We start from the raw sequence: 21,091 nt of genomic DNA, 5'->3' as shown, positions 1-21,091 counted from the left end.
GTTTTGAAAAGTTTGATCGAAATCCAACGAAGCGGACGCGGTCTCTTGACACTCCCCAAACGCAACTATATGATTGATTACATGAGGGGAGGGAGAACGTCTTTGAATATGAATTTTGCCACTGAACCCGGTGAAGTCATGGATTTTTTCTTCAGTTTATGGATGTTCCGGAATGCGGAGCGTGTCATGGAACGAAGAGAAGAGTCCGGTTTGCCGCGAATCAGTGATTTCGAAAAATGGATGATGGAGCAGTATCAGGAGAATTCCGAGCTGCTTAAACTGCTCGCTCCCTATACCAATTATTTGTTTGAGCCAAGTTATATTCTGCCCCCGGATACCCTGTTCTCATACCCCACCATCGAGTCCTTCCTCGAAGCCATGGTCAGAATGACACCGGAAGAAACCCGGCTGCAGATCAGCCGTGTGCTGACGATTCTGCTGCGTGACCAGTCGGATGAGCAGGAGGAGGTGGCCGATCCGATTTACTCGGATGAGGAAATGCTCACCATGCTGGAAGAAAGCCAGATTCCCAGTGAAGTGAAATGGGAGCTGTACCTGCTGGTGCGCAATAAACAGGCTTATCTGGATAAACTGGCAATGGCATTCAGTGCCTGCATTCCGCTCTACCGTAAGATTATGGTCGAACGGGCAAGAGCTCTGGAGGGCTGGAACCAGAAAGTAAAAGCGGAAATCGAACAGGATCCGGAAGCGTTCCTGCGCAAATTCGAGAAATATTATGACTTCAGTTCCTTTGATACCATCCAGGTGACATCTTCGGCCATGGTCACGTTATACATCAGTCTGGATAAGGACGGTGAAGTCATTCTCATGCTCGGACCGAACAGTGAGCTTGCCCTGCAGGAAGAAGATTCGGATGAGGACCTGAAAAAGGCCCTGGTCCAGCTGGGCAACCTGACTGAGAACTCCAAGTTCATGATTCTCCAATTCCTTGCGGAAGGCGATCATTTTGGCCAGGAAATTGCTGAAAGGCTTGATCTGACCAAACCGACCGTTTCACATCATATGAACTACATCATTTCCCAACACTGGGTAACGGTTCGTCAATCCGGCGTCCGCATGTACTACCGGTTGAACCGGGATCAGGTGCTGCGCGATCTGGAACACGCCACCCGACTGATCCGGCAGGCTTTGGCCGAACCGGAATCCCCACCAATCCAATAATTCATCAGGGACCGCCAATTGGCGGTCCCTTTGTGATCGCTCCCTATGATTAAGGGTGCAGCGGTTCCCATCAGACATTTGGGGTTTGTCAGTCAAGATGAATCACTGTGCAGAGAATGGGGACACTCCTGTTGGCGAAAGGGGATACTTCTGTTGGTGCTGAACAGTCAGGTGTCATTCCGACAGATTGACAGTCTGAGGGATGATTATAAATACCTTCTCGTGATTCGATTCATCGGGTCAAGGTAAAGATGTAAGTCAGTAAAAAGATCAATGTAACGAGGGTTAGCACTATACTAAGTTGTGGCCTGCCAATTAAGCCAGACGAACCCCGGATAAAGCAGAAGAGGTTGTTCAAGACTTATTCATTTGGTCTGAGTCATAATATGCCATATAATAGAATAGGTACAAAATTTAAAACAAATTTTCAGGAGGAACTCAAATGAATCCAATCGTAACAATACAATTAAAAAACGGCAGTGTGGTGAAAGCGGAATTATATCCGGAATTCGCGCCCAATACCGTGAAAAATTTTGTCAGTCTGGTCAAAAAAGGCTTCTATGACGGACTGATTTTCCATCGCGTCATTCCCGGCTTCATGATCCAGGGCGGAGATCCGACCGGAACCGGAATGGGCGGACCGGGCTACTCCATCCGCGGAGAATTCTCCGGCAACGGATTTGACAATGCCCTGAGACATGACAAGGGGGTTCTCTCCATGGCCCGCTCCATGCATCCGGATTCGGCGGGATCGCAGTTCTTCATTATGGTGGAACGCGCGCCTCATCTGGATGGACAGTATGCCGCATTTGGCAGGGTAATTGAAGGCATGGAGGCTTGCGACGCAATTGTCGGTGTTCGCAGAAATGCTCAGGACCGTCCGCTGGAAGACCAGATCATGGAGAAGGTTACCGTGGAAGGCGCCGACGAGATGGACGAGCCGGAGGTGAAGCGGTAATGGAACGCAATCAGCGCAGAGTTCTCCTGGTTCATGGACTCGATTCCATGGATCTGGCGCGGCTCCAGCTGATGGGTCACGAACTGGTTCTGATTCATCAGGAAAATGGAGGCGGTCTGATCCGGGATCTGATTGACAATAAGGGAACACCGGCCAGCGCGGAGCTTCCTCCGGAACGAGTCGTCATCTTCAATGGCTACTCGGATGAAGAACTGAAAGCAGGCGTGACGGGGATTCGTTCCACCTTCCCGGTACGCCCAATCATTGCGGCAGTGACTGATAATTCCTACGACTGGAGTTTTGAATTCCTGCTCACCGAACACCTGATTCAGGATCGTGACTGGAATCTGAAGAATTCCAGAGAATACCGGGAAAACCTGATCCGGGAAAATCAGGCCGAAGAAGCCCGCCGCGCTCAGGAACAGACAGAATCCGACGACGGATCCTCTATGCAGTAAGCAGGATCTGTCACAACTCATTGAAGACAGACGAAGGAGCAGACCATCAGCATGAGTCGTGTAGGAGAAAATATCAAGAAAGTCAGAGAAGCAGCCGGACTCTCACCCAAAGCCCTGGCCAAAAAGATCGGGGTATCCGAAAGCTTTCTCATCGACGTAGAACTGGGGCGACGGGTTGTCAATGAAGCGATGATCCAGCGATTTTCCAAGGTCCTGGGACGAAATGTCTCGGAGCTCGGCCTGGATTCGTTTGAAAGCGCTGTTTTCAAGGAAGAAAAGGAAATCCAGCGCCAGAGCCGGATCAAGGAAGCTCCCCGCAAGGCGGAACCCTCCGCCCAGTCCGCCCCGCGCAATGAAGTGTGGGATCAGGCGTTTGGCAGCAATCTCAAGTCCGTCCCGGTGTATGGGCCGGCATTCGAGCAGGCGGTCGGACAGCGCCTGTATCCGGTGGAAAACGGCCGGATCCATGGGCTGACTGCGGATAAGGCCGTCCTGATCCGCCAGGATTCCAATGACCTGGCCGGCTATGGAATCTTGCATGGCAGCGAACTGCTGGGAGCGCCCCTGCGCGATTTGAGTCAGAACGGCTTCTACCTGATCGTCCTGGGCAATCGGAATGTAATTCGAAAAGTGAAGCTTTTGGGCAACGGAAACGTACTTCTGCTTCGCCGCGAGGATCGGGAGATCTCAGAAACCGTTTCGCAGAAAAGTGTGAAGGCTCTCCTTCATTTCGTTCGGGTTGAAACAAAGCTGCTCTGATCCTGAGACAGCCTGGGGATAAGTCCATGCATTGGGTATGCTTTTTCGGATGTTAGTGGTTTAATAACCGAAAAATTTCGTTCGGAAAATATATGGAATCCCAAAAAATTCGCGCTCAACAATTTAGCATGATCAAATTGAAAATGGAATATGCAGGAAACTGGGGATAACTAAAAAGTTATCCCCAGTTTTTGTGCATAAATTAGGGATATTGTGTATAACTCCGGGGAAAAAGGTCAGCTTTTAAAAATAAGCAACATTTTCAACATAGAAATAACCGATTTGAAAATGATAGATTAATAATAATAATGAGTCTAATTTGCATGTTAACAATATGTGAAATCGGTTTTTTATGAGATTCCATCAACGGTTGCGTTGTAAAATGTAGATAAGAACGAATTGGCTTACGACAGAATTTTCAGGAGGCGGCTATGTTAACAGTAATTAAGAAAAAAGGGAACCGACAGCCCTTTATTCCGGAAAAAATAAAGACGAGCATAATGAATGCATCAGAAGACACCGGACTTAAATTGAACCACAAAGAAGCGGAACTCATGTCGCAGGATGTGGAACGTACGCTGATCGAGCGTCACGGTGAAAATGGAGTGACCTCAGCCCTGGAAATCCGGGATCTGGTCCGGGAAGTTATCAAGAACTTCGGGTACCCGCAGGTTCTGGAAGCCTTTGATCAGGGCAAGAAGCCCGGCAGTCACGACCCCAAGCGGCATCTGGAAGAACTGGCCAAGCACCAGGATGAAGCCCTGCCGGAACAGCCGGCCCCGTCAGAACCCAGCGACAGCACCGACGAATTCGGAGAAATGAAAACTGAGCACTACAAATCCAGAGACTGGTAAACCATACCCCGGCATCCTTACGCTGCAAATTAACAAAAACCATGGCACCATTGACTGCCTGAGTCAGCGGTGCCATGGTTTGCGTTGCGAAAAGAATGCGTTACAAAAAGAAAGAGCTGCGATCAGAAAACTTCGCAGCAGTATGCGTTGTTATCAGGGAAGGGGGTTCTGTCCGGGGAAAAGGCTCTGCAGGAGATGGAGTCCGATCAGGCTGCCGGTGGCAATTGCCAGAAGGACATCGAGCAAGGGCAGATGCAGGACGAGGATCTCCACCAGGAGCAGGGCAGAGCTCAGGACCAGTGTCGCCAGCAAGGCCAGATCTGCCAGACGGCGCCGCCGCTTCATCCGGACCAGCAGGTGGAGGATGGAACCGGCAGCCGCCAGCAGCACCAGAATGGCTTCAGTTTGCGTCAGAAGCATCGCTCAGGCCTTCCTCCGAAACGGAAAAGTCGGGGGTATAATCCAGAGTCTGGCTCTCCTCCGATTGTAGCAGGGCATTTTCGATGCCCAATGCGAGCGCGTAGTCCACGACTTCGTCATATTCAGCAGCTGTGAGCCGGCGATTCAGCTCCGGCACGGCACTTAGATCGCCGCAGGGTGTATATTGATTCATAATGGAGAGGAAAATGTCATGGCCAAAGGTCGTCGCCAGCCAGGCCAGTACCGACTGAGAATCATCGGCATGTCCGGGCAGGACGAGGTGACGAACCACGGTGCCGCCCATCAGAAGATCATCCTGGAAGCGGAGCGGCCCGGTCTGGCGGACCATTTCCGTGATGGCCGCCCTGGCCGCGGCAGGGTAATCCTCGGCTCTGGAATAGCGCAGAGCCAGCGCGGGATCCATATATTTGAAATCAGGCAGGTAAACATCGATCAACCCGTCCAGCAGACGAAGCGATTCCACGGATTCGTAACCGGAGGAATTCCAGACCACGGGGAGATTCAGGCCTCGGGCTCGGGCTTCCCGCAGCACCGGAACGAGCTGACGGGTAAAGTGGGCGGCAGTAACCAGATTGATATTGACTGCCCTGCGCTCCTTGAGGCGGAACATGATGTCGATCAGTTCTTCCTTCGAGCAGGTTCGGCCTTTGAGTTCATGGCTGATGGTCTGGTTCTGGCAGAAGACACAGCGCAGATTGCAGCCGGAAAAGAACAGGGCGCCGGAACCGCCTTCGCCGGTGAGGAAGGGTTCTTCCCACTGGTGCAGCATGATTTTGGCCAGCAGGGGTTCTTCCCCTGCCAGACACAGGCCGGGCTTTTGGGACCGGTCGGTTCCGCAGGCCCGGGGACATTGATTGCATGGATTCATGATTTTCCTTTCGGATCCCGTTGTAAATCCCATTTCGGATCCCGTTTCGGATTCCTTGCGATTCGCGCAGGGGCTGAAAAGGGGAGAAAGGGATGCTCTATTGGTCGCCATATAGTGTATAATTAGATCATTGAGGGTTGGCCTGTCCCCGCGGGACACAGCCTGAACCTATCCTATCAAACCAGCGCAATGGTGACAAGGGAGAATGAATCAATCAGTGTCGGACCGGATTCCCGGCAGACCTGTCCGGTTCAGCCCCTGCCGCACTGCCGAGCATACGGAGATCAGACATGAATGTAGAAAAACGACGAAATTTCATCATCCAGTTCGCCTATTTATTTATCATTGGCCTGATTTCCTTTTTCCTGGCCAAGTATGTCGTGCCACTGTTCGGGCCGTTTCTGATCGGTCTGGTCATCGCCATCATGGTCCGGTCCGTTTCCAAGCTGATTCCGGTCAAGGGCGTCGGACTGCGCGTGGTTCATATCATCAGCCTGATCCTGTTCTATCTGCTCCTGGTGGCGCTGCTGCTCCTGGGCGGAACCAAGATCGCCGACCTGATCCGGACCTTCTTCAACCGCTTGCCGGACCTCTACATGAAGGAAATTCAGCCGGCCATCAGTAACCTGATGTTCAACATTACGGACCGCTTCCCCAACCTGCGGGAATTTGCCGAAGCCAGTTACCAGAGCATTAATCAGACGCTCCTCAACTTTGTGGAGAAAGCTTCCAACACCGTCATCAACAGTCTCACCGGCGTGGCCGGCACACTGACCTCCCTGGTTGTAAAGACCGTCTTCATTATTGTTTCCTCCGTCATGTTCACCCTGGACCTGGACCGCATTGAAGCGTTCCTGCGCCGTCAGATGAGTGACCGGACGCTCCATATCTATGAAAACATCATCTACAACATCGGCCATACGGCCTTCCGGTTCATCCGGGCATATCTGATCATCATCGGGGTCACCTTCATCGAATTGTCCATCGGCTTTTCCATCCTCGGGCTGTCCAATGCCATCGTGCTGGCGTTCCTGATTGCCCTGATGGATTCTCTGCCGGTGATCGGAACCGGAACGGTCATGATTCCGTTGGTTGTCTACAACCTGATTCTGGGGAACTTCCAGCTGGCCATCGGCCTGTTTATTCTTTACGCCATCATCTTTGTCGTGCGCCAGTCCATTGAACCCAAGGTGGTGGGTGACCAGATCGGTCTTCATCCCATCATTATCCTGATGTGCCTGTACGTCGGCGTTCGCCTGTTCGGCATCGTAGGCATGTTCATTCTGCCTTTGGCCATTACCATTTTCAAGAAGCTCAATGACGACAAAGTCATCAATGTGCTGCGCTGACCAGCGGCCCGACCGCCCCGCAGCCGCCCTGCCCGCGGGCGGGACCGGAAGACAACAGACGGCTCGTTCCGTCTGTTTTTCTGTGTTACACTGAGTTTGCAGCCTATAAAAAAGTGAGGACCCCCATGAATTTATTGTTTTTTGACGTGGACGGCACCCTGCTGGAATACAGCAAGGGCATCAACACGCTGACCCCTGAATTTCGCCAGGCGCTCCGGACCCTGCGGGACCGCGGCGATCGCTATTTCATCTGCACCGGCCGCTCCCACGGCAGCCTGCCCCAGGTGATCCGGGATATGGAACCCGACGGCTATTCCCTCTGTGCCGGAGCCTACGTGACCGTAGGGGACCGGGAGATCCGCAATGTTTTCTTTCCTCAGGACACTCTGGATTTTATCCTGCAGCGCCTGGGTCAGTTCGATACGGTGCTGTACCTGGAGTGCGGCCTGGAACTTTACACCAACCAGCCCCTTCCCGCCGACGACGACTATGTCCGGCGCTTCGGCATCGACCCGGCCTACCTTCTTCCCCTGGGTGATTCCGCCGGACTGGAAGTCAACAAGATCACGGTGACTTTCCGTCGTATGGCGGACATCGAAGCCATGGAGGATTTCTCCGATCATGGGATTACCGTCCTGGTTCAGCCCTCCCCGGATTCCTTTGATATCACGCTGTCCCATTCCACCAAGCGGGATGGCCTGAAAGCGGTCCGCCAGCATCTGGATCCGGAGCACCGTGCCCGGCTCATTGCCTTTGGCGACAACTACAATGACATCGAAATGATCGAGTATGCCGATATCGGCGTGGCCATGGGCAACGGAGCGCAGGACCTCAAGCGCATAGCCGACCTGGTGACCCTTTCCGTCGAAGAGGACGGCGTCCTGCATGCGCTCAGGCAGCTGGGGATTCTGTAATGTGGTCGGGAAAGCGCTACCGCAGCCTGAATCATGACCTGCGGGAACGATTCGGGGAAAAAGTCATGAAGATCAGCCTGGACGGGGGATTTTCCTGTCCCAACCGGGATGGCACCCTGTCCTTCGACGGCTGTATTTTCTGTTCGGAACGCGGTTCCGGCGATTTTGCCGGCGACCGGCTCAGCTCCCTGACCGAACAGTTCGAGACGGTACGCCGCACCCTGTCGGACAAGTGGACCAGCGGCAAGTACATTGCCTATTTTCAGGCCTTTACCAATACCTATGACACCCCGGACCGCCTCCGGGAACGCTATGAGGAAGCACTGGCCCAGCCCGGCGTGGTCGGACTGGCCATCGCCACCCGGCCGGACTGCCTGTCCGATGGGATCATCGCCCTGCTGCAGGAGCTTTCTCAGAGGACCTATCTCTGGGTTGAGCTGGGCCTCCAGACCTGTCATGACGAGACCGCCCGCCGGATTAACCGCGGCTATGACCGGTCTGTCTATGAGTCCGCCATGGAGCGGCTCACCCGGGCCGGCATCGAAGCTGTCACCCATGTGATCTTCGGCCTCCCGGGCGAAACCAGGGAAGACATGCTGGAAACCGTTCGCTATGTGCGCGATCAGGGCAGCCGGGGAGTCAAGTTCCATCTGCTCCACCTGATGCGCCATACCCCACTGGAGAGCGTGTACCAGAGCGGCGGTCTCCGGTTCCTGGAAGAGGCCGAATACATCACGCTGATCTGTGACGCCATCGGCCTGCTGTCCCCGGACATGGTGGTGCACCGCCTGACCGGAGACAGTCCCCGGGAACTGCTGATCGGACCGATGTGGTCCCTGAAGAAGTGGGAAATATTGAATGCCATTGACAGCGAGCTGACCCGCCGGGACATCATCCAGGGCAGCCTGAGGGAGGAAATCAGATGATCCAGTGTTCTATTCTGCCAAGCCACGAAGCCATTCATCCCGAGCAGCTGCCGGGGAAAACGGTGATTGTCATCGATACCCTGCGCGCCACCACCGTCATGGTGACGGCTCTGGCCAACGGTGCCCGTTCCATCCGCTGCGTCATGGAGCCCGAGGAAGCGCTCCGGCTGCGGGACGACCAGCCCGGCCTTCTGCTGGGCGGAGAACGCCATGCCCTGAAAATTCCAGGGTTTGACCTGTCCAACTCCCCGCTGGAATATACCACGGAAACGGTCTTTGGCCGCGACCTGGTCATGACGACCTCCAACGGAACCCGCACCCTGCTGCGCACCGCCGGCGCCTCCGAGGTTCTGATCGGCTGCCTGCTCAATGCCCGGGCAGTCATGACCAGGGCGCTGGAGTCCGGGCGAGACATCCTGCTGCTCAATGCCGGCACCATGGGTCTGTTTTCACTGGATGACTTCATCACCGCCGGAGCCATGCTCCACGAAGCCCGGGGCGCCGTTTCGCTGACGGATCTGGCCCTGGCTGCCCGCCTGCTCTATGAATCCTGCCCGGAAATCCACCCGGCCCTGACCGAGTCGGTCCATTACGGCCGTCTGCGCGAACTGGGTCTTCAGGATGACCTGAACTACGCCCTGCGCCCCAATCGGCTGGACGTTGTACCCCGGTACCGGGAGGGACTGGTCACCTGGGAAAAAACACCTGCCCATGAAAAGGAGAATCCATATGCCTGATTGCGTGATCCACCTGACGCCCGGCAAGACCCATGCGGCGGAAAAAGGCCACCCCTGGATCTATACCGATGAAATTGAAAACTACAGCGGAACCTATGAGAACGGCGACATCGTCAGCGTCGTGAATGCCCGGGGTCACTTTGTCGGCCGCGGCTTCATCAATGACGTCAGCAAGATCTCTGTCCGGATTATGACCCGTGATCCGGAGGAAGCGGTGGACACTGCCCTGATTCGCCGCCGCCTTCGGGAAGCCGAAACCTACCGCCGCGACATTATGCCGCAGGAAGAAGCCTACCGTCTGATTTACGGCGAGTCGGACTTCCTGCCCGGTCTGACCGTGGACCGCTACGGCGATTATTTTGTACTGCAGAGCCTGGCGCTGGGCATTGACCGCTTCAAGGACGATGTCGTGCGCATCCTGCGCGAGGACTTTGGAGCCAAAGGCATCATCGAGCGCAGTGACGTCAAGGTGCGGGAGCTGGAGGGAATGACCCCCTGGAAGGGCTTCCTGACCGAACCCTTTGATCCGGTCATCACCATGACGGAGAACGGGGTCCGCTACCGGGTCGACCTGATGAACGGACAGAAGACCGGCTTTTTCCTTGACCAGAAGGAAAACCGGCAGGCGATCCACCGTCTGGTGAAGGGCCGAACCGTCCTGGACTGCTTCACCCACACTGGTTCCTTTGCCCTGAATGCCGGCATAGCCGGAGCGAAAAGCGTTCTGGGCATTGACATCTCGGAGGATGCCGTCGCCATGGCCAGCGACAACGCGCGGCTCAACGGGCTGGAAGATACCGTGCGCTTTGAAGCCCACAATGCCTTTGACGTCCTGCCCGTCTGGTCGCGTGCCGGACAGACCTATCAGGTAGTCATCCTCGATCCGCCGGCCTTTACCAAGTCCCGCGGCTCGGTATCCGGCGCGGTGCGCGGCTACCGCGAAATCAACCTGCGCGGCATCCGCATGGTGGAGCCGGGCGGATACTTCATCAGCTGTTCCTGTTCCCACTTCATGAAGGAAGACATGCTGCGCCGCACCATTGCCGAAGCCGCGGCCGCCGCCGGCCGCATCCTGCGCCAGGTCGAATTCCGCACCCAGAGCGCCGACCATCCGATCCTTATGAGTTCGGATGAATCCTATTACCTCAAGTTCTTCATCTTCCAGGTGTTCTAGGAAATTTCCGGTGTCGTGAATCAGTTGTTCCTTTGGGTGATTCCAGTTTATAATGGATTCAAATGAGGTCTTTCGCCCGAAAGCGCCTCTCCCTGAATCTACCCCGTGAAATGAGGAAAATACTATGGAAGACAATGGCCTGACGCCCGAAATTCTGGACAAGCTCACCAAAATCTGCATCTGCAAGCAAATCCCCCGTTCCCGGGTCAAGCAGCTGATCCGCAACGGCGCAAGAACCTTTGCTGAAATCCATCAGGCCACCGGCGCCGGCACCGGAGCCTGCAGTGGGACCCGCTGCATCCCGAAGATCGAGCAGCTGATCGAGGATTACGAAGACGGTCTGTGGGAATAACCCCCCGTTCCAAGACTGGGTCTGAAGGCAAAACCTGGGGGAACGATAATCCACCGACAGCCAAATCAGAATTTTCCTGCACTGACAAAAATGGTGAAGAAGTCAATTTTCCACTCAATCAAGTAGTTGAAGGAGGCATGAAATGGACAAACTGAGCATCAAATGGACCAGCATTGTGCTGGATGCCAAGGATCCCCAGGCGCTGATGGATTTTTACTCAAAGCTTCTGGGCTGGGACATCGTCGGAGTGTATGAGGACTATGTGTTCCTGGCCAATCCCGACCAGGGACCGGTCATCGGTGCGCAGCGGGTGCCCACCTACCAGAGACCGGTCTGGCCGCCTCAGGAAGGCATGCCGGATCAGGGGGCACATCTTGATCTGAAGGTGTCTGATCTGAACCAGGCGGTGAAAAAGGCGGAAAGCCTGGGCGCGGTCCGGGCGCAGGAGCAGTTTATCGACAATCTCGTCGTCATGATCGATCCGGAAGGCCATCCGTTCTGCCTGTACATCGGCGAACCGGAAGACTAGGGGAACGAGCCGATTACTACGTGATGCCGTCACCGGATTTCGCGGGAGCCGCCCGTATTTGCATTGACGAATACGTAAACTTTCGCTATTATGGTTACATATGAATAAAATGCAGTGAACAGGACGAGTAGTCTGAGACAACGCGACAGAGAGGGAATGGCTGGTGTGAATTCCTGCGGCGAATCAGATGAAGATCACCTGGGAGCAGGAGCCTGAATACCAGTAAGGCGCCCCGTGGCCCGCGACGTTACAGCGAAGGGTATGTCAGTATCCGATCAAACAGGTGGTTACGAACGGTCTTCGTCCTTTTTTGGGACGAAGGCCTTTTTTGATAGGTCAGGCAAGCAGCAATACAGGCAAGCAACAATAATGGAAAGATGGTGATCATATTAATGTACAGGAAAATTGACCCCAGCCGGTCCTTTACCCAAATGGAGAAAGAGATCAGGGATTACTGGAAAGAGCATGAGATCATTGAAAAGAATCTCAGCATGAATGAAGGGAAGGAGTACTTCACCTTCTACGACGGACCGCCTACGGCCAACGGAAAGCCTCACGTCGGCCATGTCCTGACCCGCGTCATCAAGGATATCATTCCGCGGTACAAGAACATGAAGGGCTACAAGGTTCCGCGCAAGGCCGGCTGGGATACCCATGGCCTCCCGGTGGAACTGGAAGTGGAAAAGAAACTGGGCATTTCGGGCAAGGACCAGATCGAAAACTTCGGGGTGGAAAACTTCATCAAGGAATGCAAGAATTCCGTCTTTACCTATACCGCCATGTGGCGTGAAATGTCCGATGCCATCGCGTTTTGGGTGGACATGGACAATCCTTATGTCACCTACCAAAACAACTACATTGAGTCCGAGTGGTGGGCGCTGAAGAAAATGTATGAGAAGGACCTGCTCTACAAGGGCTTCAAGGTCATGCCCTACTGCCCGCGCTGCGGCACCGGCCTGTCCTCTCACGAAGTCGGACAGGGCTATAAGGATGTCACCGACCGCACCGTCATCGCCAAATTCAAGGTCAAGGGCAAGGACAACACCTATTTCCTGGCCTGGACGACGACCCCCTGGACACTCCCCTCGAACGTGGGACTGACCATCAACCGCAGCTTCGACTACGCCGAGGTGAAAGTCGGCGAGGACATCCTGATCCTGGCTGACGCCCTGGTTCATCAGGTGCTGGGCAAGGTCGAGCACGAACATCTGAGAACCTTCAAGGGATCCGAAATCGAGGGCATGGAATATGAGCAGCTGCTTCCGTTCCATGTTCCCGAAGAAAAGGCGTTCTTCGTGGTTCATGCAGACTACGTCACCCTGTCCGACGGTACCGGTATTGTCCATACCGCTCCGGCCTATGGTGAAGACGACTACCTGACCGGGCAGAAGTACGGCCTGCCGATGATCCACCTGGTGGACCTGAAAGGACGCTTCGTGGACGAAGTCACGCCCTTTGCCGGCATGGACGTCAAGAAAGCCGATCCCAAGATCATTCAGTACCTGGATGAGCACGGACAGCTGTTCGCTTCCGAGAAATACATGCACTCCTACCCGCATTGCTGGCGCTGCGACACCCCGCTGCTCTACTACCCGAGAGACTCCTGGTTCATCCGGATGTCCTCCATGCGGGACAAGCTGGTCAAGAACACGAACGACACCAACTGGTACCCGGACAACATCCGCACCGGACGGATGGGCAAATTCGTGGAAGGCGTCATCGACTGGAACCTGTCCCGGGAACGCTACTGGGGTACGCCGCTGCCGATCTGGCAGTGTGACTGCGGTCATCAGGACTGCATCGGTTCCATTGAGGAGCTGAAGGAGAAGGGAATCGATGTAACTGAGAACATCGAACTGCACCGGCCCTACATTGACAATGTCCAGCTGCGCTGTCCGCACTGCGGCAAGGAAATGCATCGGACGCCGGAAGTCATTGATGCCTGGTTCGATTCGGGAGCCATGCCATTTGCCCAGCATCATTATCCCTTCGAGAACAAGGAATACTTCGAACAGACCTTCCCGGCTCAGTTCATTTCCGAAGCGGTGGATCAGACCCGCGGCTGGTTCTACACCCTGATGGCGATTTCCACGGTTCTTTGGGACAAGAACTCCTATGAGAACTGCATTGTCCTGGGCCACGTCCTGGACAAGAACGGCATCAAGATGTCCAAGCACAAAGGCAACATCGTCGAACCGATGCCGGTCATCCTGGAAGAAGGCGCCGACGCTACCCGCTGGCACTTCTACACTTCCTCCGCCCCCTGGCTGCCCACCCGGTTCAGCCGGGAGCAGGTGGGCGAGACCCAGCGCAAGTTCCTGGGAACGCTCTGGAATGTGTATTCCTTCTACCTGCTGTACGCTGAACTCGACCAGTACGATCCGACTCAGCACCAGGATGTTCCCACGACCCACATCATGGACCGCTGGATTCTGTCCCGGCTCAACACCCTGGTGAAAGCCGTCGGCGACTTCCTCGACCACTACGACATCACCAGCGCGGGACTTGCCATCGAAGAATTCACCGATGAGCTGTCCAACTGGTATGTGCGCCGCAACCGGTCCCGCTTCTGGGCGGAAGAGCTGACCGAAGACAAGATGAGCGCTTACAACACGCTCTACCATGTCCTCACGACGCTGAGCACCGTAGCCGCTCCCTTCGTTCCGTTCATCACGGAAGAACTCTACCAGAACCTGGTGCGCGGTCTCGATCCGACGGCACCGGAATCCATCCACCTGACCTACTGGCCCGAATACAACGACCAGATGGTGGACGAGGAACTGGAACAGAAGATGGATCTTGCCTACAGCCTCGTGAAGCTGGGCCGCTATGCCCGGAACCAGGCGGTGATCAAGAACCGTCAGCCGCTGCAGTCCATCCTGATCTCCGAGCGCGAACTGCCTGAATATTACGGCGACATCATCAAGGATGAGCTCAACATCAAGGAAGTCAAGCTGGGTGCCAACCTGTCCCAGTACGTCAACTTCGAGATCAAGCCGAACCTCCCGGTTCTGGGCAAGACCTACGGCAAGCTGATTCCGGCCATCCGCCAGGCCATCGCCGGTCAGAACCAGATGGATCTGGCTCAGCGCATCCTGGGCGGCAAGGAAGTCTTCATCACCATCGGGGAAGAAGACATCGCCCTGAACCAGGACAACCTCCTGGTCACCATGCAGGGACTGGAAGGCTTTGCCTTTGCCGGAGAAGGAGAACGCGGAGTGGTGCTTGATACCACCATCACCCCGGAGCTGAAAGAAGAAGGCTACCTGCGTGAACTGATCTCCAAGATCCAGAACCTGAGAAAGGATTCCGGCCTGGAAGTGTCCGACCGCATCCACCTGACTGTAGCCAGCCGTGAACCCATCACCGGTGTACTGGCGAAGTTCGGGGATGTCCTGTCCCGTGAGACGCTGGCTGAATCCATCACTCAGAACGACCTGGGTGACCAGACGGGGGATGTCAGCATCAACGGCGAATCCATCACCCTGAGCCTGACAAAGGCTGAGTAAGAAGCCCTGATCTCCCGTCAGAGCATTGGGATACCCAAAGGATGCCAGGATCAGATAAAGAACGGAAGCAGTCCTTTGATACTTCAATGGGGAGCCGCTCTCTGATGTATCTCTTTAAAGCCATCTTTGAAGTCAATCCTTAAAGCCACACCTTGGAGCCGCTTGTTGAAGCCGCTCCAGTTCATCAGCCCCGGAGGATCCGGTGCCTCAGGCACCGGTTCTCCGGGGCTTTTTTTCCGAGGGGCCAGCCACTGCCCCGACACGTCGGGTTTGTCCCGCCTGACTCCGAGGGAGGCCTGCCTCCGGAGCGAACAGTGAATGGGGGCATCAGTTTGCCTGGAATAACTATACAGAATAATCAACTGTATTCATCGATCTGATCACCCGGCGGCCCGGCAGACAGCTGCCGCCATCCACGCATTTCAGACCAACCCGCAAGACGCATGATCAGGGCGTTTGATCGGATCTCGACCATCGGGCCGAAGTCAGAGGGAGGAGGGCATGAAAAAAGATCAGATCTCCCAAAAGAAAAAACAGGAATGATAATTATATTTCAATACAGAAATTTATTGATAAGTTGTTGACAATAACGGTAGTCAGAGTATGATTAAAGGGTAAACGGTACCAGTTCTACAAACCTAAGGAAACACTGATTATTTGAGGTTAACGTTTCCCAGTTCGGTCATTATGTTGTTTTTTTGCTCATGGGTGCACAAAAATGCTGGATTTTAGTGCGATTTCAGCCCGTTTTGTGGGCTAACCCCCAATTTTGGGCGCACTTATCCCATGCAGAATTCTTTCGTTCGTTTTGCACGAATACAATTCAACAAATTGGCGCTGGCAAACAAGATGTTGAATCTATTCAAATTTTTGCTGATCCCCCGATAAACTACTTTGGCATAACCAAAGAACCGTTTGACGATCAAAAATGGGTGCTCCACTTTGCTTCGAACGGATGATTTGCGTTGTTCAATTGCCCGGTCCCACTGGATCCCGGGATAGTTCTTATTGGTCTTGATCTTGGAAGGGCGAACATTGCTGCGAAATTCAATAGTAGATAAGTGCGGATCCTCGGTGAATTCTTTTCTTGACTCGACTCCATTATAGCCGGAATCTCCGTAAGCTACTTCATCATCGGGACGAATCAGTTTGTGTGTCTCGTTTATGTCATGGACATTGGCCGCAGTCCCTGTGACTGTATGGACATACCCACTGCCGGCGCAAACTCCGGTATGAACCTTCATCCCAAAGTACCACTGATTGCCTTTCTTTGTCTGGTGCATCTCAGGGTCTCGTTCTCCCGTCTGGTTCTTGGTGGAACTGGGGGCTGCAATAATGGTGGCATCCACGATGGTGCCGCCATGCATCATTAGTCCGGCAGATTCCAAGCGTCTGGTGACATCATGAAAGATCTTCTCCCCCAAGAGATGGCTTTCCATTAAATGGCGAAAGTGAAGAAGCGTGGTTGCGTCAGGCACTTGCTGCGAGATGAAGTCCAGCCGCATGAATTTGCGCATGGCATAACTGTCATAGATGGCTTCTTCCATTGCAACATCGGAGAGGTTAAACCAATTTTGCATCAGGTACATCCGAAGCATTGTTTCAATTTCGATGGGCTTTCTGCCGCGTTTTCCCTGAGGATAGTAGGGGCGAATCATCTCGATCCAATCTTTCCAGGGAATGATAGTTTCCATAGAATCAAGAAACTCTTCTCTCTTTGTAGTCTTGCGACGATGTGCGTATTCAAAATCACTGAAAGTCTGCTGCTTCATAAGAAAAACCTCGCTGGTAACGTAATACTTAAATTATATCGTGAGAGCGTTCCTCAGAGTTACAGAAAACAGAATTAATCAGCGTTTCCCTAAGAAGAAGGAGTGAGATCATTGTTATTCAGAAAAAAATCACTGGCCTCCCTAATGGCTGCGATCATCTTCAGCCTCACTGCCTGTTCCACTGCGCCAACCGGCACGACCACAGCTCAGTCCGGCAACGCGACTTCGGGAACTACCCAGGCTGCGACCCAGGCCGCGACTCAGGCTGCGACTCAGGCTGCGACGCAGGCGGTGCGGGTCATCAGTCCGATGAAGCCCGGCGAATACATCGTCGAGAGCAAGGGATTGAATCCCATGAAGGTCAAAGTCGTACTGACTGAGAAAGCGATCGAATCCGTAGAAATTGTGGAAAATACCGAAACCCCGACGGTGGCTGAAGCCGCGCTGCGCGATCTGCCCAAGGCCATCGTGGAGGCACAGAGCGTGAAAGTTGACATGGTTTCCGGCGCTACCTATACCAGCACGGGAATTCTTACCGCTGTTCGCAGTGCCATTGAGCAGGCCGGCGGAAAAATTGCCGAGTTTGAAGTCGCTCCATCTAACGGAGAGACTCAGGCCGATGCCCGTCCCGCGCTGGGATCGAAGGAACTGCCCGCCACCTGGGATGAAACCTTTGATGTCATCGTTATCGGCGGCGGCTTTGCCGGACTGTCGGCAGCCTATACCGCAGCCACGGACGGCGCGAAAGTCACTTTAGTTGAAAAGATGCCGATGCTGGGCGGAAACTCACAGATCAACGGCGGCGTGTATGCTTCCTACACCTCCAAAATCGCGGATGATCTGTACAAGAAGCTGAATCTGACGCCGGATACGGCAGAAAAGCATATTGAAGACACCATCAAGGGCGGGGACTTTATGGGCGATCTCAAGCTCGTTAAAAACCTGGTGTATGGTTCACCGGAGTTCCTCAACCTGATGCTCGACAACGGCCTGAAGGTCCGGGATTCCATTACCCGCCCGGGCGGCCATTACGGCTATCGTACCTACACAACGGAAAACGGCGTGGGCGCAGACATCGTGAAAGTCCAGAAGGAACTTCTGGCCAAGACCGACTGCAAGGTTTACCTTGAAACCGCCATGACCCAGATCTACCGTGAAACCACCGGAGATCAGCGAGTCATCGGCATCCGGGTCAAGGACAAGGATGGCAAGACCCGGAATATCAAGGCGGAGAAAGGCGTGATCCTGACGACCGGAGGATTCTCCGGAAATGTCGAGATGCGTCAGAAGCAAGTTCCGGCGCTGACGGCGGACCTGCCGACGACCAATCATGTCGGAGCCACCGGCGAGGGTCTTACCATGGCGCAGGAAATCGGCGCCAATACCATCCAGATGTCTTACATCCAGCTCTATCCGTTTGCCAATCCAAACAATGGAGTGCTTGACGCCACCGCCGTCATCCCATTCTCCGGTCCGTCTTCAGGTATTGTCTATGTGGATGTGAACGGAAAGCGCTACGTCAACGAAGGGGAACGCCGCGATGTATGCTCCAGAGCGGCACAGAACAGCGGAGGCTTCCCGACCTTCTCCATCTTCGGACAGGAGATCGTCGACAAGGGAGGGTTTATCGCTCCGGCACAGCTCGAAGCCGGAATCAAGGCAGAACGGATTTTCAAGGCGGACACCCTGGAAGATCTGGTCGCACAGATCAACGCTCACCAGTACAAGGATCAGACCATTGCCATGACAGCCGAAACCCTGAAAGAAACGCTGAAGGTTCACAACGGCTATGTAGATCAGGGCAAGGATCCTGACTTTGGCAAGGTCATCGACAAGGGCGTCATGCTCAAGATCGAATCCGGTCCATACTATGCCATCCCCCAGTGGCCTTCCGTTCACCATACCATGGGCGGCCTGGCCATCACGGAGAAAACCGAAGTGCTGGATATCTGGAATAAAGTCATTCCGGGTCTCTACGCAGCCGGAGAAGTAACCGGCGGCGTCCATGGCACCAACCGTCTGGGCTCCAATGCCATTCCGGACGCGGCGGTTCATGGCTGGATTGCCGGCGAGGTTGCCGTCAAAGGCACCGTGCCCGCATTCGTTCCCAAACAGTAGGGAAACATTCGTACACCAATCAATTGATAAGGCCGCCGGTTTCTGACCGGCGGCCTTATCTGTCTGCCTTATCTGTCAGTTTGCTTTATGCCGGGTCAAATCATGGAGCGGAATATCGCCCGAGGACGGGTTTTTGCGGTAAAATGAAAAGGAACTTATTCCTTGGCCTGTCAGTGCGTTTGCGGACCGGTCGGGGGCGAATGGGCCGGGCAAACCGGACCGAAGGAGGAATCATGAAGTTAAGAAGTTTTCGCTGCCGGGGGAAGGACGCCATTGGGGCAGAAATCGACGCCGACCTTCGTCTGATCGAGGGGTTTGAGGACATGAACCGGCTGATTGAGGCCATGGCGGATCAGACGCCGGCGGAGCGGGTTCCGTTTCTTCAGACGCGTCTGGGCGAACCGGTTGACCCGTCTGAGATTGAAACCCGGGCACCCATCGTGCATCCGGTGAAGGACGTCATCTGCGTAGGGCTCAATTATCAGGCCCATGTCAACGAATCCCAGTCCATGGGCGTCCATGAGAACAAGGAGGACATCCATACCACTTATTTCGGCAAGCGCTGTGACTGGATCCGCGGGGACGGAGAGCCCGTGGCGATCCACTCGAAGGTGGATCCGGAAATGGATTATGAGACGGAACTGGTCGTCGTGATTGGCAAGGGCGGCCGGGCGATCCCGCGGGAAACGGCTCTGTCCCATGTCTTTGGCTACAGCATCGGCAATGATTTTTCTTCCCGGCGGCTGCAGCGCAATCACAAGCAGTGGTTTTTAGGCAAGGGCCTGGATGGCTACACGGCTATGGGACCGTGCATTCTGCTCAATGAGTCGGAAGAACACCGGGACTTTGAGCTGGAGGGCAGAGTGAACGGGGAAATCAGGCAGTCCTCAACGACTGAGCTGATGATCAAGTCCATCGAGGATATTATTTATGAAATCTCGCAGGGCATTACGCTGGTGCCCGGGGATCTGATCTTTACCGGCACGCCGGCCGGCGTGGGAGCCGGATTTCAGCCGCCCCGCTATCTGACGGCCGGAGATGTGGTGCAGCTTGAAGTGGAAGGGATCGGCCGCTTAACCAATCCGATCATTGAGGCGTGACGGATCTGCTCCTGACCTTCCTCCTGGGACTGGTCGGGGGCCTGCTTTTCCTGAATTGGAAAGTGCCTGCCGGCGCCATGGTCGGCGCCATGCTGTTCGTCGCGGTATTTTCCATCCTGACGGGTCGGGCTGAGATGCCGGCAGATGTCCGGGTTCTGACCCAGCTGGTGGCCGGAGCCTACATCGGCTCCTCCATCCAGTACAAGGATGTCCTGGCGCTGCGCCGGATCCTTCTGCCTGCCCTGTTAATGATCAGTCTGATGATCAGCCTGGACATCGCCATGGGATTTTTGCTGTACCGCCTGACCAGTCTGGACCTGGCCACGGCTTTGATGGCCTGCGCGCCGGGCGGCCTCATGGATATCTCTCTGATCAGTGCGGATGTGGGCGCGAATTCTTCCAGTGTAGCCGTCTTGCAGCTGCTTCGGCTGGTCACTGTCCTGGCCTTCTTTCCGCTGCTGATGAAGAAAGTGAGCGAACGGATTCAGACGCCGGGACAGACCGCGGCTGCTCCGGTGGAGGAGCCGCTGGTCATTTCCGTCAGTGAGCGCGCCGTCATCCGGAATCAGTGGTATCTGTCCCGGCAAAAACGGAAAAATCTGGCGATCACCCTGCTGATTGCCGGTCTGTCCGGCAGTCTGGGCAAATACCTGGGCATCCCGGCGGGGGCCCTGACGCTGTCCATGGTCTGCGTTGCGCTGCTTAACGTCCTCACCGGACGGGGCTACCTGCCCGCTGCGCTGCGCCGGTTCACCCAGATGCTGGCGGGTATCCTCATCGGTGCCTCCATGGACGCCTCGGACCTGGCCCTGCTGAAAGGGGTCATGGTACCGGCCCTGGTTCTCATCGTTGGAATTATTGTCATCAACCTGACTGTGGGCCTTCTCCTGAACCGGCTGTCAGACCTGGACCTGATGACTTCGCTGCTGGCCAGTGTCCCCGGCGGAGTGTCTGACATGGCCCTGATTGCCCGTGATCTGGGCGGCGATCAGAGCAAGGTGGCCATCCTGCAGCTCTTCCGCTATCTGTTTGTGGTGGCGCTGTATCCGGTGCTGATCCGCCAGCTCCTGACCTGGTTTGTCTGAATCAAA

The 21,091-nt window shown here is 54.9% G+C and carries 19 protein-coding genes and 1 other annotated feature; of the genes, 16 read left to right on the top strand and 3 right to left on the bottom strand.

Annotated elements, in window-relative coordinates:
- Nucleotides 1-108 precede the first annotated feature (108 nt).
- The 5 genes from P6M73_RS15230 (at nt 109) to P6M73_RS15210 (ending at nt 4,211) form a co-directional block, all read left to right on the top strand.
- Complete coding sequence (locus P6M73_RS15230) at nt 109-1,182, top strand: ArsR/SmtB family transcription factor (RefSeq protein WP_277855795.1); 1,074 nt, start codon at nt 109-111, stop codon at nt 1,180-1,182.
- Nucleotides 1,183-1,624: 442 nt separating this feature from the next.
- A complete protein-coding gene (locus P6M73_RS15225) occupies nt 1,625-2,140 on the top strand; it encodes a peptidylprolyl isomerase (protein WP_277853868.1) in 516 nt (171 codons plus the stop codon).
- Nucleotides 2,140-2,598 (top strand): DUF3783 domain-containing protein, encoded by a 459-nt coding sequence (locus P6M73_RS15220; protein ID WP_277853867.1) that lies wholly within the window; start codon nt 2,140-2,142, stop codon nt 2,596-2,598. Before P6M73_RS15225 ends, P6M73_RS15220 begins: the two co-directional genes overlap by 1 nt.
- Nucleotides 2,599-2,649: 51 nt before the next feature.
- The gene (locus P6M73_RS15215; RefSeq protein ID WP_277853866.1) at nt 2,650-3,357 is read left to right on the top strand and encodes a helix-turn-helix domain-containing protein; all 708 of its coding nucleotides are present in this window, start codon (nt 2,650-2,652) and stop codon (nt 3,355-3,357) included.
- Between the two features lie 431 nt (nt 3,358-3,788).
- Nucleotides 3,789-4,211 carry an ATP cone domain-containing protein gene (locus P6M73_RS15210; RefSeq protein WP_277853865.1) on the top strand — a complete coding sequence of 141 codons (423 nt, stop codon included), beginning with the start codon at nt 3,789-3,791 and terminating at the stop codon, nt 4,209-4,211.
- Between the two features lie 153 nt (nt 4,212-4,364).
- On the opposite strand, the gene P6M73_RS15205 is transcribed toward P6M73_RS15210, so the two are convergent.
- On the bottom strand, nt 4,365-4,631 hold the full coding sequence (locus P6M73_RS15205; protein WP_277853864.1) for a hypothetical protein: 267 nt from the start codon (nt 4,629-4,631) through the stop codon (nt 4,365-4,367).
- On the bottom strand, nt 4,612-5,520 hold the full coding sequence (locus P6M73_RS15200; protein WP_277853863.1) for a radical SAM protein: 909 nt from the start codon (nt 5,518-5,520) through the stop codon (nt 4,612-4,614). Before P6M73_RS15200 ends, P6M73_RS15205 begins: the two co-directional genes overlap by 20 nt.
- Nucleotides 5,521-5,810: 290 nt before the next feature.
- Here P6M73_RS15200 and ytvI point away from each other — a divergent pair, with 290 nt between their 5' ends.
- The 8 genes from ytvI (at nt 5,811) to ileS (ending at nt 15,010) form a co-directional block, all read left to right on the top strand.
- On the top strand, nt 5,811-6,869 hold the full coding sequence (ytvI, locus tag P6M73_RS15195) for a sporulation integral membrane protein YtvI (RefSeq protein WP_277853862.1): 1,059 nt from the start codon (nt 5,811-5,813) through the stop codon (nt 6,867-6,869).
- A gap of 125 nt (nt 6,870-6,994) precedes the next feature.
- Nucleotides 6,995-7,783 (top strand): HAD family hydrolase, encoded by a 789-nt coding sequence (locus P6M73_RS15190; protein WP_277853861.1) that lies wholly within the window; start codon nt 6,995-6,997, stop codon nt 7,781-7,783.
- Nucleotides 7,783-8,709, top strand: a complete 927-nt coding sequence (gene mnmL / locus P6M73_RS15185) for a tRNA modification radical SAM protein MnmL/YtqA (RefSeq protein WP_277853860.1) — start codon at nt 7,783-7,785, stop codon at nt 8,707-8,709. Before P6M73_RS15190 ends, mnmL begins: the two co-directional genes overlap by 1 nt.
- Nucleotides 8,706-9,446 carry a 2-phosphosulfolactate phosphatase gene (locus tag P6M73_RS15180; protein ID WP_277853859.1) on the top strand — a complete coding sequence of 247 codons (741 nt, stop codon included), beginning with the start codon at nt 8,706-8,708 and terminating at the stop codon, nt 9,444-9,446. Before mnmL ends, P6M73_RS15180 begins: the two co-directional genes overlap by 4 nt.
- Nucleotides 9,439-10,620 carry a class I SAM-dependent rRNA methyltransferase gene (locus P6M73_RS15175; protein WP_277853858.1) on the top strand — a complete coding sequence of 394 codons (1,182 nt, stop codon included), beginning with the start codon at nt 9,439-9,441 and terminating at the stop codon, nt 10,618-10,620. Before P6M73_RS15180 ends, P6M73_RS15175 begins: the two co-directional genes overlap by 8 nt.
- A gap of 124 nt (nt 10,621-10,744) precedes the next feature.
- A complete protein-coding gene (locus P6M73_RS15170) occupies nt 10,745-10,972 on the top strand; it encodes a (2Fe-2S)-binding protein (RefSeq protein WP_277853857.1) in 228 nt (75 codons plus the stop codon).
- A gap of 142 nt (nt 10,973-11,114) precedes the next feature.
- Nucleotides 11,115-11,501, top strand: coding sequence for a VOC family protein (locus P6M73_RS15165; RefSeq protein WP_277853856.1), 387 nt, complete (start codon nt 11,115-11,117; stop codon nt 11,499-11,501).
- Between the two features lie 105 nt (nt 11,502-11,606).
- Nucleotides 11,607-11,812 (top strand) — a binding site (T-box leader).
- 81 nt (nt 11,813-11,893) lie between these two features.
- Complete coding sequence (ileS, locus tag P6M73_RS15160) at nt 11,894-15,010, top strand: isoleucine--tRNA ligase (RefSeq protein ID WP_277853855.1); 3,117 nt, start codon at nt 11,894-11,896, stop codon at nt 15,008-15,010.
- 779 nt (nt 15,011-15,789) lie between these two features.
- Here the strand turns inward: ileS and P6M73_RS15155 are convergent.
- Complete coding sequence (locus tag P6M73_RS15155) at nt 15,790-16,782, bottom strand: IS5 family transposase (protein WP_277853844.1); 993 nt, start codon at nt 16,780-16,782, stop codon at nt 15,790-15,792.
- A gap of 111 nt (nt 16,783-16,893) precedes the next feature.
- Here P6M73_RS15155 and P6M73_RS15150 point away from each other — a divergent pair, with 111 nt between their 5' ends.
- The 3 genes from P6M73_RS15150 (at nt 16,894) to P6M73_RS15140 (ending at nt 21,085) form a co-directional block, all read left to right on the top strand.
- Nucleotides 16,894-18,900 (top strand): flavocytochrome c, encoded by a 2,007-nt coding sequence (locus P6M73_RS15150; RefSeq protein ID WP_277853854.1) that lies wholly within the window; start codon nt 16,894-16,896, stop codon nt 18,898-18,900.
- Nucleotides 18,901-19,133: 233 nt separating this feature from the next.
- Entirely contained in the window at nt 19,134-20,000 is an 867-nt protein-coding gene (locus P6M73_RS15145) for a fumarylacetoacetate hydrolase family protein (protein ID WP_277853853.1), read from the top strand.
- Nucleotides 19,997-21,085 carry an AbrB family transcriptional regulator gene (locus tag P6M73_RS15140; RefSeq protein ID WP_277853852.1) on the top strand — a complete coding sequence of 363 codons (1,089 nt, stop codon included), beginning with the start codon at nt 19,997-19,999 and terminating at the stop codon, nt 21,083-21,085. Before P6M73_RS15145 ends, P6M73_RS15140 begins: the two co-directional genes overlap by 4 nt.
- The last annotated feature ends 6 nt before the right edge of the window (nt 21,086-21,091 follow it).

The organism is Anaerococcoides asporogena (genome assembly GCF_029590275.1).
In the GTDB taxonomy this organism is placed as follows: Bacteria; Bacillota; Clostridia; order Clostridiales; family Clostridiaceae; genus JG1575.
This window is presented reverse-complemented; position numbering and strand designations above follow the sequence as displayed.